Genomic DNA, 11,215 nt, shown 5'->3' on the forward strand with positions numbered 1-11,215 from the left:
ATGCGATCCGGCACGTACACACCCCAACACGTCGTGCGATGTTGCACGGGTTCACCGCGCAGACCGGTGGAGGATCGCACGACATCGCACCGCCGGGCCGCCGGGCCGCCGGGCGGCCGCTCGGCTCAGTCCGCCAGTCGGGTCAGGACGTCGCGCAGCACGTCGAGCACCTGCTCGGTGCGCAGGTCCTCGCGGAAGATCAGGTGCTGCAGCGTGAGGCCGTCGAGGGCCGCGAACACCAGGGCCGCCACCCGCCCGTCCGGGTCATCGATGCCGATGGCGGTGAACGTCGCGCGCACCTTCTCGATGTAGCCCCGGTACTGCTGGCGGATGTTGTCCATCGGCAAGGCCCCGCGGATGGCCTGGGTCGTCTCGTCGAACTGCAGCACCGAGCGTTCCCATGAATCGTTGAACGACTCGACGAACGTCGAAGCGAACTCCTCGATCGTGTCGGCCCTCAGCCGCACGCCGTCGGAGTCCTGCTCGGCCGCGCGACGGAAGGCCTCGTTGAGCAACTGCTCCCGCGTGCCGAAGTGGTGCCGCACGAGTCCGTGAGTGAGGCCCGCTCGTGCGGCCACTGCGCGATAGGTCACCGCCGAAAGGCCCTCTCGACCCGCGATCTCGATTGCGGCGTCGAGGAGCCTGTCCTTGCTCGACAGTGGCTCTTCACCACGGGCGAGATCGGGGTGCGCGTCCATGGGACATGGAATCACAATGAGGCGAGTCAGCGACCGGCCAGCCCCCACAGCGGCGGACGATCTGTGCACAGGTCGATGTTGACCGACTTGACCGCGCTGTACTCGCGCAGTGTCTCGAAGGAGAGCTCGCGCCCGAAGCCGCTGTCGCCCCGTCCACCCATCGGCATGCCCGGTGCCAGGTCGAACCAGCGGTTGACCCAGACGATCCCGGCGTCGAGCTCGTCGGCCATGCGGTGGGCGCGGCGCAGGTCGTTGGTCCAGACACCAGCGGCGAGTCCGTAGCGGTGGGCGTTCGCCCGGGCGATCGCCTCCTCGTCGGTGCTGAAGCGCTCGGCGACCGTCACGGGACCGAACACCTCGCTGCGCGTGATGGTGGCCCCGCCGTCGGGGTCCCCGAGAAGCACGGGTCGCTGGTAGAAACCTCCGGCGAGGGAGGGGTCGAGGTCGAGCTGCTCGTCGCCGACCAGCACCGTGACGCCCTCGGCACGGGCACCGTCGAGGTGCCCGCGGACGAGGTCGAGCTGCTGACGGGACACCAGGGGCCCCATCTCGCTGGCCGGGTCGGTCGCGTCGCCGACCGTGATGCTGCGGGCGACCTCACTGAAGCGAGCCACGAACTCGTCGTGGATGTCGTCGTGCAGCAGCAGCCGGGACGAGGCGATGCACGCCTCGCCGTTGGCCAGGTAGATGCCCATCAGGGCGTCCTGCACCGCGACCTCGAGATCGGCATCGGCCGCGACGATCATCGGGCCCTTGCCACCGAGCTCCATCAGGCTGGGCGTCAGCGTGCGGGCCGCGGATCCGAGGATCGCGGTCGCGGTCGCGGGCCCGCCGGTGAAGGTGATCTTGGCGATGTCGGGGTGCGACACGAGCGCGGCCCCGGTCTCGGGCCCGACGCCCGTCACGATGTTGAGCACGCCGGGCGGCAGGGCGTCGCCGATGACGGCCGCGAGCTCGAGGATGCTGGCCGAGGCGTACTCCGACGGCTTCACCACGATGGTGTTGCCGGCCGCGATCGCGGGGGCGACCTTGTTGGCGAACGTGATGATCGGGGAGTTCCACGACAGCACCGCCGCCACGACGCCCAGCGGCTCGCGCTTGGTGTAGAGCAGCGTGTCGGGGTTCGCCAGCGGGATCTGCTCGCCGTTGAAGGCCCGGATCACGCCGGCGTAGAACCGGAAGATGGCCTGCACCGTCGGGATGTCGGCGATGAACGCCTCTCGGATGGGCCGGCCGTTCTCGGTGGCCAGCAGCGACGCGAACCGCTCGCTGTCGGCCTCGAACCGGTCGGCGATCTCCAGGAGCACCGCCTGACGGCGGTCGACCGTGGTCCGCCGCCAGTCGCGGAAGGCGGCCTTCGCAGCTGCCACGGCCCGCTCGACGTCAGCGGCCGAACCCTGGGCGAGCAGCGCCCAGGGCGTGCCGACGCTGGGGTCGATCGCCTCGAACGTCCCGGCGCCGGCGACCCAGTCGCCGCCGATCAGCTGGAGGTAGTCAGCCGTCGGGGCGTAGGCGTTGCGGCGCGGCGCGCTCATGCGATGCTCCGCCGGCTCGGACGCAGCGCTGCGCCGACGGCCAGCACGACCTGCATCGCCGCGAGGGCCAGGCCCACGTTCATCAGCCCGTCCACGGCACCGGACGACAGCAGCCCGTCCGACGACGCCATCTGCATGCCGGCGTGGCCCATCGCGCCGTGGTCCATGCCTGTGTGGCCGCCGGCACCCGACGACATCATCAGCAGGTGCACCACGATCATCGTCAGCGCCACCGCCGCCGCGACCGAGTGGTCGCGACGGCCGTGCGTCGATCCGGCTCGCCACGTGCACGCAACGCACAGGCTCGACAGCACGAGCATCGTGACGCTCATCGTCAGCATCGACGTGCCGGTCGCCACGAGCAACACGACGTGGACCGCGAAGCAGGTGACGGCGGTGAACGGGATCGCGAGCGTGGCGAGGTCGCGGGCCGGCCGGCTGCTCGACGTCGTTCCGCCCGCTTGGGATGTCAAGGTTTTCATGAGGGTCTTTCCTGAGGCCGACACGTCAGTGGCAGTGCTGGTCGGTGGGACGGTCGCCGTGTCCGCTGCCGCCCGTGTGGGCGGACTGCGACGCGGGCACGTCGAGGGCGGGATTCTTGTCGAAGAAGTTGGCCGGCATCAACATGAAGCCCGCCACTTCGGTCGGCATGACGGGCCAGTCCTCGGCCCGGGGCACGTGCGTCACGCCGAGGGTGTGCCACAGCACGACGTCGGTGTCCTCGGTCGGCCGGTCGGCCGCCGTCCAGCGGGGCAGGCCGTCACCCGAACGGCTCTGGTTCGGGAAGTCACCGCTCGGACGCATCTCGTCGGGCGAGTAGGGGGTGACCCACATGTTGCGGGTCGCGAAGCCGGCACGCTTGGCGACCAGCGACGGTGCCTGGGCGAGCATCGTGGCCGATGACCAGCCGGGCAGGAACTTGTAGCCCACCGGGTTGCCCCACGCGTTGGTCTTCGACCGGTTGAGGACCGACCAGTTGCGCGAGGTCTGCGTGTTGGTGTGGTCGTCGCCCGCCAGCTCGTGGTCGATGACGGTGCGGTGGACGCCGATCGCGTTGCCGTACGGGTTGTCGGGGCCGACCGGCACGCCGTAGGCGTCGTTCTGCACGACGGTGTTCTCCCAGCCGTCGACCTCGGGGTCGAGGCGGAACGAGAACAGGTGCTGGTGGTACGTCGCGACAAGGTTCTCGGCGATGCGCGTGCCGTGCGCCGAGGTCTCGCCCGCCTCGACCGAGCGGGTCTGCACGATGCCGAGCAGCTTGACCTCGACCTGGATCGACGCGTCCTGGAAGAAGTTCCAGTAAAAGCCGTAGTGGTAGTTGCCGACCGTCGCGATGAAGCTGACGACGAGCTTGCGCGAACGCCGCACGTCGACGTCGCCGGTCACCCAGTCGGTGTGCTTCCACAGGATGCCGGCGTCCTCCTCGTGGATGCAGATCGCGTTCTCGACCGTCGTCGGCTCGCCGTCCTCGCCGGCGTTGACGGCGTCGAGGTAGACGATCTCGCCGAGGCAGTCGCAGCCCAGGCGCAGGGAGTTGGCCAGCTTGCCGAGGCCGAACTCGCCGGCGTCGAAGGCGCTGCGCCAGAAGTGCTCCTTGGACGGGTCGCCGTAGGGGACGACCATCTCGCCGAGCGAGGCGCGGTGCAGCACCGAGCGGTACTCGCCGTCGTCCTGGTACTCCACGGCGTGCAGCACGAGACCCTCGAGCGGGTGCCAGTTGATGCGGAAGCGCCACTTCTGCCACGTCAGCTCGGGGCCGTCGATCGTGAAGCCGACGCCTTGGGGCTGCGTGATCTCCAGCGGCGCGATGTCGGTACGCATCGGCTGGTTGGCGTCGGCGGTGTAGTTGGCCTGCTCCTTGTTCATCGGCCGCACGCCGAAGTCGTGCACCTCGATGACCTCGAGCGTCACGAGGTCGACGACGGCGACGACACCCTCGACGGGGTGGGCGTAGCCGTTGTCGGCCGGGAAGTCGCGGTAGTACGTGACCGAGCCCGCCAGCCGGCGTCCCTCGACGGGGTAGTCGAGCACGCCGGGAACCGCCATGTTGGCGACGCCCCACGGGTCGATCTGCACCTTGTCCATGTCGGTGATGCCGCGCTTGGCGAGCGCCTCGATGTAGCGCGGGTCCTTCTTGATGAGATCCGGCACCAGATCGAACTCGTCGAGCAGCACAGGTGCCGCTCCGTCGTTGATCGGCTTCGACGAGACCAGCGCGTCGGCGTCGAGGTCGACGACTAGGTCGTGGGTGGCACCCGTCGCCCGGTCGACGAGCAGGACGCGGGCGCGCCGTGCGACGGCGACGCCCTCGCGCAGGAGTCGCTTGTCGGGCTCGTCGGTGTAGACCGCGGCGAAGCCGGGACGTTCGGCGAGGTTCTCCCGGCGGACGATGGCTGCGACGCGACGCATCTCGTCGGCGGTCAGGGAGTCGAACAGGGGGTTGCGCACGGGGGTGGGTCCTTTCGTCGTGCAAGGTCTCGCCCACACAACCACCGGCTCGTCGTTCGTGGGCGCGGTCGTTTCGCTCAGCGGGCTGCGCGCCCACCGGGACGCACGACGGTGGCGGCACCCCGAGGGATGCCGCCACCGTCGATCTCCTGCCGTCGCCGTCGCTATCGACCGGCGAGCCCCTCGAGGAAGGGCACGACGGCCGCCGCGACGGCCGCGGGCAGCTGCTCCGTCAGCGGGATCGTGCCGCCTTCGACGACCACGACGTCGACGCTGCGCGCCCCGGTCAGTCGCGCCTGGACGACCTCGAGGTCCGGGAACGCGAACGGATCGGCGTCCGCGCCCAGGATCAGCACGGGGGCCGAGACCAGGCCGATCCGGTCTTCCATGACGTACCGCGCGCACGCGAGGTGACCCTCCAGCGGGTCGACGCCGGGTGCCAACGCGTCGCGGACGTAGCGATTGAGCAGGTCCGGCCGGGCCGCCGGGTAGTGGGGCCGGCGCTGGTTCCACCACGTCACGAGGTGGCCACCCTCGTCGTCCACCGCGGCGTCGTCGACGCCGCCGGGGCCGTCCGCCTGCTCGGCGCGGAACTCAGGGCCGGTGTAGGCCGGCGAGGACAGCACGACTCCTGCGACCCGGTCGGCCGCGGCGGCCGCGACCTCGACCGCGACGACGGCACCCGTGTGATGCCCCAGCACCGCGAACTGTTCCAGGCCGAGTGCGTCGGCCAGGTGCAGGGCCCCCGCCGCGTACTGCTCGATGCTCTGGGGACCCTGCGGCTTGGCCGACTGGCCGAACCCGTACATGTCCATCGCGATGGTGCGGTAGTGCGGGCCGACCAGCGGCATCAGCTCGGCGAACTCGTCGTGCGACCGGGGGGTCTGGTGCAGGCAGATGAGCGGCGTGCCCCCCGAGCCTGCCTCCGCGTAGTGCAGCTGGCCCAACGGCGTGTCGGCGTACCCCAGGCGCACGGCTGCGTCGGCGAGGTCAGTCGACAAGTGTCCGACCCATGTTCGCGTAGGTCTCCGGGCGCTCCTGGCGGGCCCGCAGGGCCACGGCGATCGCGACGACGATCGTCAGCAGGTGCAGGTACGGCATCCCGTTGATGATCGTGGAGTCGGTGCCCGTGATCGCGGTGAAGTTCGACAGGGCGAAGTAGGTGATCGCGCCGAACCCGATCAGCGACAGGCCCGGTGCGACGGTCTGCGCCCAGCCGAAGATTCCCTGACGGGCGAAGTACACCAGGACCGCCAGCGACGTCGTGGTGATCAGCAGCATCAGGCCGACCGCGCCGAAGCCCGTGAGACCCGACGTGAGGGTGGTCAGCGGGTCGAGCCCTGCGACGGCGAAGCCGATGACGACGACGACCTCGACCGCGTAGCCCGTCGAGCCGGCGACGACCGGCGACTGGTGCTTGGGGTGCAGGGTGCGCAGCTGCCGCGGCAGGAAGCCGTCCCGGCTGAGGGCAAACATGTAGCGCGAGGCCGCGTTGTGGAACGCCAGCACGCCGGCGAAGCAGCTCGTCACGATGAGCACCTCGAAGATCGTCGTCCACGCCGACCCGACAAACTCGTCGCTGAGGTCGAACGCGAACGTGCCGGGGCTCTTGCCCGCCGCTGCGGTCGCGCCGTCCGAGCTCGCGAGGAACGCCCATGACGTCAGCACGAAGAACACGCCGATGCAGGCCATCGAGATGTAGGTCGCCCGCGGGACGGTGCGCTCGGGGTCCTTGGCCTCCTCGGCGTAGATCGCGGTGCCCTCGAAGCCCTGGTAGCACGAGAACGCGAAGATCATGCCGACGCCCACCACACCCGGGGCGAAGACGTTGTCGAGGCTGAACGAGCTGGCCGGCAGGCTGCTGAGGCCGTTCTGCGCGATGATCGCGATGTCCAGCACCAGGACCACGATCAGCTCGAGGACCAGCGCCACCCCGAGCACGCCGGCCGCGAGGGTGATCTTCAGGTAGCCGAGCGTGAACGCGATGGTCAGGCCGACCAGGGTGTAGAGCCACCACGGCAGGTCGATGCCCAGGAGCTTGTCGGCGCTGCCGGCGGCGAAGAAGCCCATCGCGCCGCCGGTCGCCGAGGCGAGCGCGAGGTACGCAGTCGTGGCCATGTAGGCCCCCGCGAGGCCGAACGGGCGTCCGATGCCCTTGACGATGTAGGCGAAGAAGGCGCCCGCGTTGTGCACGTGCGGGACCATCTTGGTGAAGCCGACGGCGAACAGCAGCATGATCGCCATGACGAACACGTACATGCCCGGCGTGCCGACGCCGACGCCCAGGCCGATCGCGAGCGGCAGGATCGCCACGGCGCCTCCGGCGGGTGCCACGGTCGCCATGACCATGAACACGATGTGCGAGACGCCGAGGCTTCCTTGCGCCAGCTCCGTCTCCTTGCCGGGGAGAGACCGATGGGTCTCTGTTCGTTCCGCCATGGGAAAGCTCCTCTTGCTGGGACGGTCAAGGGGGTGTACGGCCGTCGATTAGCGGACAGTGTGGAGAGTCACGCTCCCCCTGACCACGCGCCCGGTTCGCTGAGCGACACATGCCGGCACGCCGACGTGGGACTCATCGTTGTGCATTCCTGTTGCCGGGGCGTCACGAACGCGGAAAAATCAGTCCTCGGTCGAGACCGGGTCAGGCCAGGCCGAGCAGTGCGACGCCGGCGAAGGCGACGAGCGCGCCGAGCTGCTGCGCCGGCAGCATCCGCTCGCGCAGCATCCACTGGGCGAGCAGCACCGTGAACACGGGATACAGCGAAGCGACCACCCCGACCAGGCTCACGAGCCCCAGCGTCGTCGCGTGGGCGAGCAGCAGCGTGCCGGCGACGTCGACGACGCCGATCGACAGGACGACACCGGCCAACCAGCGCCGAGGCACGTCGGCGAGCGTCCGGCGGCGACGACCCAGCACAGGCACCGACAGCACGACGATCGTGACCTTGAGGATCACCACGGTCCACACGATGCCGCCGTCGGCCGCCTCCCCGATGAAGGCCGTCGCCGAGCCGAACCCGATCCCCGAGAACGCCGCCAGCACGATCGGTCGTGCGGCCAGCCGGTCGGTCAGCTCAGGACCCGAGGCCAGCACGACACCGGCGATGCCGAGCACCGCACCGGCGACCGCGAGGCCCGAGGGCACCTCGCCGAGGTGTACGACCCCCCACAGCACCGGCACCAGCACGCCGAGGGCACTCACGGGTGCGACCACTCCCATCGTCCCCACCGACAGCGCGGAGTAGAAGGCCACGAGACCGAGCACCATCCCGACCCCCGCCGCGACGGCCCAGACCAGCTGGCCCGGGTGGGCGCTGACCGGTCGCGTCACGAGGGCCACGGCCAGGATCACGACCAGGCCCGCCGACTGCGAGGCGGCCACGACCACGACCGAGGGCAGGCGCCGGCTGGCGATGCCTCCCACGAAGTCGGCCGTGCCGCCGCACGCCGAAGCGAGCAGCGCGAACAGCACCGCCATGGTGACCTCCTGAGACGCTGATCCTCCCGGGCCACGTCCGCCGATGGTCATCCCGGTCTCGGTGACTGAAACAAGGTGGCCTCCGCCGTCATGGGCTGCGTGGCGTTCCGTCCAGCGACCCACCGAGGTGGTCGTCGTGGCGTCGTCGGTCCAGGGTGGGTCGATGCAGCGCGCCGACGAACGCCCGCCGTCGATGCTCGACCGCGCCGTCCAGCTGTTGACGGCGTTCCGGCCCGACGGCGAGCCTCTGACGTTCAGCGAGCTGGTCGAGGCCGGCGGCCTCACCCGCACCACGACGCACCGGCTCGCTCACGACCTGGTGCGTCTCAGGCTCCTGCGGCTCGAGAACGGACGCTACTCAGCCGGGTTGATGCTGTTCGAGCTCGGCCGGCTCGTGCCGGTGAGCCGCACGATCCGCGACGCGGCCGTCCCGTTCCTCCAGGACCTGTTCGAGGCCACCCACGAGACCGTCCACCTCGGTCTGCGTGACGGTTTCGACGTCGTGTACGCCGAAAAGATCCACGGCCACGGGAGCATCGACCTGCCGTCCCGGGTGGGGGGCCGGCTGCCCCTCACCTGCACGGCGGTGGGCAAGGCACTTCTCGCCGCCGACCCCGCCGCGGAGGCACAGGCCCTCCGGCGCCCTCTCCCCCGGCTCACCAGGGCCTCGGTGACGGACCCGGCAGCACTCGCCGCTCAGCTGGCGGAGGCTCGGCAGACCGGCGTGACGCTGGAACGCGAGGAGGCCAACCTCGGCGTCGCCTGCGTGGCGTCGGCGATCATGGTCGACGGCAAGGCGCAGGCCGCGGTGTCGGTGTCCGTGCCGATCGACCGCTACGAGCCGTGGCGGCTCGCGGCGGCCGTGCGCACGACAGCGCTCGGCATCAGCCGGCAGCTCGTTTCCTGCGGCGTCACGACGCGCCGCAGCAGGGACGCACCACCGCTCCCGGGCCCGTTGGGGCAGACTGTGACGGGCGTGGCTCAGGCCGCAGCGAACCCGGCTCGTCGACGGACGTCGGCCATCGCCCGGACGTAGGCCGGGACGTCGGCACGGAACGACGGGGCCGTGACGGAGAGGGCCGCGACGACTCGGCCCGAGTCGCCGTACACGGGCACGGCCACGCTCGCGAAGCCCGCCGTCGTCTCCTCCATCTCGACCGCAAAACCGGCCTCGCGCGCGCGGGCGACCTGCTCCTGCAGCACGCGGGGCAGCACGACGGTCGAGCGCGTCAACCGCGGCAGGCCCTTTCTCAGCACCTCGTCGAGCAGCCCGGGCTCGCCGTGCGCGAGCAGGACCTTTCCCGTGGCGGTGCAGTGCAGAGGCATGCGTCCGGCGATGCGCGACGGACGGGTCTTCTGGGCGTGGCTGTTGACCTTCTCGAGGTACAGCACCTCGAGACCGTCGAGGACCGCGAGGTGGACGGTCTCCTTGGTCAGGAAGTGCAGGCTCTCCATGTGCGGACGAAATGTCTCACGCAGGCGACGCAGCCGCGACACGCGGGAGCCCAGCTCGAAGGCGCGCACGCCGAGCAGGTACTCGACGTCCCCGCGCTCGAGCATCCCCCACGCGACCAGCTCGTGACAGAGCCGGTGCACCGACGCCTTGGGTATCCCGGTGCGTCGCGAGAGCTCGGACAGGGTGAGGCCGTCGTCGTCGACCCCGAACGCCTCCAGGATCAGCCGCACCTTGCCCAGTACGCTGTTCGCTCCGTCGCCGAGACCCTCGCCCATCGGGCTGGTGGTCTGCGGACGACGCGGATGGCTTCCGGGGTGAGGGTGCGAGTGCCGCCTTCGATCGCTCGACGTGTCCATCGAAATAGTGAACATGATCGCGGCCGCTTCGTCATGAGAGAATTCCGTCAAGCGGAACCGGGTCGAGAAGGTTTGCGCCGCGTCGCGTCCACCCCCCCGAACGGGCCCCCGTCCGTCAGGACCAGGGGCCCGCCGGAGCCGTCCTACTTGACCAGCGGGATGGTGTCGAGCGTGTGGCCACGCGATCCGGGCTTCTTGTACGTGTCGATGTTCTCGGCCGACCAGAAGACCGACTCGACGACGAGCTCCTTCTCGGCCTTGCCGGCCTTGGCGTCCTGCAAGGCCTTGATCACGGCGAGACCGGTCGCGTTGGGCTGCGGGTCCCAGGTGCCGGTGAGACGACCCTGGCGGACGGCCTCGATCGCGTCGGTGTCGCCGTTCGCGCCCGTGACGATGACGCCGTCGCTGGTGCCGTCCGAGATCTTTTTGCCAGCCTGGGTGATGGCCGCCGAGATGCCGAGCGCCGAGGCGTCGTTGTAGGCCCAGAAGGCGTCTACGTCGTCATACTTCGATAGCAGGTCGGAGGTGAGCGCGGAGGCCGACGAGGAGCTGTCCTTGACGTTGTCGGTCTCAGACAGGACGGTCAGCCCTGCGGCCTTGGCCGCCTCGGTGAAGCACTTGACGTTGCCCTGGATGGAGGGCACCGGCGGTCCGCCCATCACGATGATCTTGCCGCCCGGACGCCACTTCGCGAACTGCTGCGCGGCGACCTTGAAGGGCGCGTCCTCGGCCTTGCACAGGTTGAGCTGCCACCACACGGTCGTGCCGATCTGGTCACCCGTGGAGTTGACGCCGATCAGCGGTATCTTGGCCGCGGCGGCCTGGGCGAACGTGCCCTGCATGGCACCGGCGTCGAGCGTCCAGATCGAGACCGCGTCAACCTTCTTCTGAAGCATCGTCTGCACGTTGGAGACCTGCGCGTCGGGCGACAGGTTGGCATCGATGACATCGGTCTTCCAGCCCAGGCTCTTCGCGCCGGTCTCGAGACCGGCTATCAGGTCCTGCTGGCTGGGCTGCGACTCGACCGGGGTGGAGTAGCCGATGGTCAACGAGTCGCTGGACGCCCCCCCGGCGTCGGACGACGACGAGCCGCAGGCGGACGCGATGAGCGCCACACCTGCGACGACACCGAGAAATGGCATACGGGTCTTCATGAGGAACCTCCTGAGGTGGATCACGTCGACGACGTGACCAGTGGGGTGTTGACAGTGCGCGGTGCGCACCCGGGAGATGACGGCGCCTCG

The 11,215-nt window shown here is 69.9% G+C and carries 10 protein-coding genes; 1 reads left to right on the plus strand and 9 read right to left on the minus strand.

All coding sequences use genetic code 11. The features are described from left to right. Positions 1 to 125: 125 nt before the first annotated feature. From C3E78_RS16615 to C3E78_RS16645, 7 genes are all read right to left on the minus strand, one after another. On the minus strand, positions 126 to 698 hold the full coding sequence (locus tag C3E78_RS16615; RefSeq protein WP_108580327.1) for a TetR/AcrR family transcriptional regulator: 573 nt from the start codon (positions 696 to 698) through the stop codon (positions 126 to 128). A 26-nt stretch (positions 699 to 724) separates the two neighbouring features. Continuing rightward, complete coding sequence (locus C3E78_RS16620) at positions 725 to 2,233, minus strand: aldehyde dehydrogenase family protein (RefSeq protein ID WP_108580329.1); 1,509 nt, start codon at positions 2,231 to 2,233, stop codon at positions 725 to 727. Next, on the minus strand, positions 2,230 to 2,715 hold the full coding sequence (locus tag C3E78_RS16625; protein ID WP_135804970.1) for a hypothetical protein: 486 nt from the start codon (positions 2,713 to 2,715) through the stop codon (positions 2,230 to 2,232). Before C3E78_RS16625 ends, C3E78_RS16620 begins: the two co-directional genes overlap by 4 nt. Before the next feature lie 25 nt (positions 2,716 to 2,740). Continuing rightward, positions 2,741 to 4,681, minus strand: coding sequence for a primary-amine oxidase (locus C3E78_RS16630; RefSeq protein WP_108580333.1), 1,941 nt, complete (start codon positions 4,679 to 4,681; stop codon positions 2,741 to 2,743). A 164-nt stretch (positions 4,682 to 4,845) separates the two neighbouring features. Next, on the minus strand, positions 4,846 to 5,682 hold the full coding sequence (locus C3E78_RS16635) for an alpha/beta fold hydrolase (protein WP_108580335.1): 837 nt from the start codon (positions 5,680 to 5,682) through the stop codon (positions 4,846 to 4,848). Continuing rightward, positions 5,672 to 7,120, minus strand: a complete 1,449-nt coding sequence (locus tag C3E78_RS16640; protein WP_108580336.1) for an APC family permease — start codon at positions 7,118 to 7,120, stop codon at positions 5,672 to 5,674. The genes C3E78_RS16635 and C3E78_RS16640 overlap by 11 nt, the downstream gene beginning before the upstream one ends. A gap of 202 nt (positions 7,121 to 7,322) precedes the next feature. After that, on the minus strand, positions 7,323 to 8,159 hold the full coding sequence (locus C3E78_RS16645) for a DMT family transporter (protein WP_159085928.1): 837 nt from the start codon (positions 8,157 to 8,159) through the stop codon (positions 7,323 to 7,325). A 136-nt stretch (positions 8,160 to 8,295) separates the two neighbouring features. Between C3E78_RS16645 and C3E78_RS16650 the strand changes: the two genes are divergently transcribed. Beyond that, the gene (locus C3E78_RS16650; RefSeq protein WP_199906850.1) at positions 8,296 to 9,195 is read left to right on the plus strand and encodes an IclR family transcriptional regulator; all 900 of its coding nucleotides are present in this window, start codon (positions 8,296 to 8,298) and stop codon (positions 9,193 to 9,195) included. On the opposite strand, the gene C3E78_RS16655 is transcribed toward C3E78_RS16650, so the two are convergent. Together C3E78_RS16655 and C3E78_RS16660 are read right to left on the minus strand one after the other, a co-directional pair. Next, on the minus strand, positions 9,141 to 9,890 hold the full coding sequence (locus C3E78_RS16655) for an IclR family transcriptional regulator (protein ID WP_108580340.1): 750 nt from the start codon (positions 9,888 to 9,890) through the stop codon (positions 9,141 to 9,143). The two genes, C3E78_RS16650 and C3E78_RS16655, sit on opposite strands and share 55 nt — an antisense overlap. Before the next feature lie 224 nt (positions 9,891 to 10,114). After that, complete coding sequence (locus C3E78_RS16660) at positions 10,115 to 11,125, minus strand: sugar ABC transporter substrate-binding protein (protein WP_199906852.1); 1,011 nt, start codon at positions 11,123 to 11,125, stop codon at positions 10,115 to 10,117. Between the last annotated feature and the right edge of the window lie 90 nt (positions 11,126 to 11,215).

The organism is Aeromicrobium chenweiae (genome assembly GCF_003065605.1).
GTDB lineage: Bacteria > Actinomycetota > Actinomycetes > Propionibacteriales > Nocardioidaceae > Aeromicrobium > Aeromicrobium chenweiae.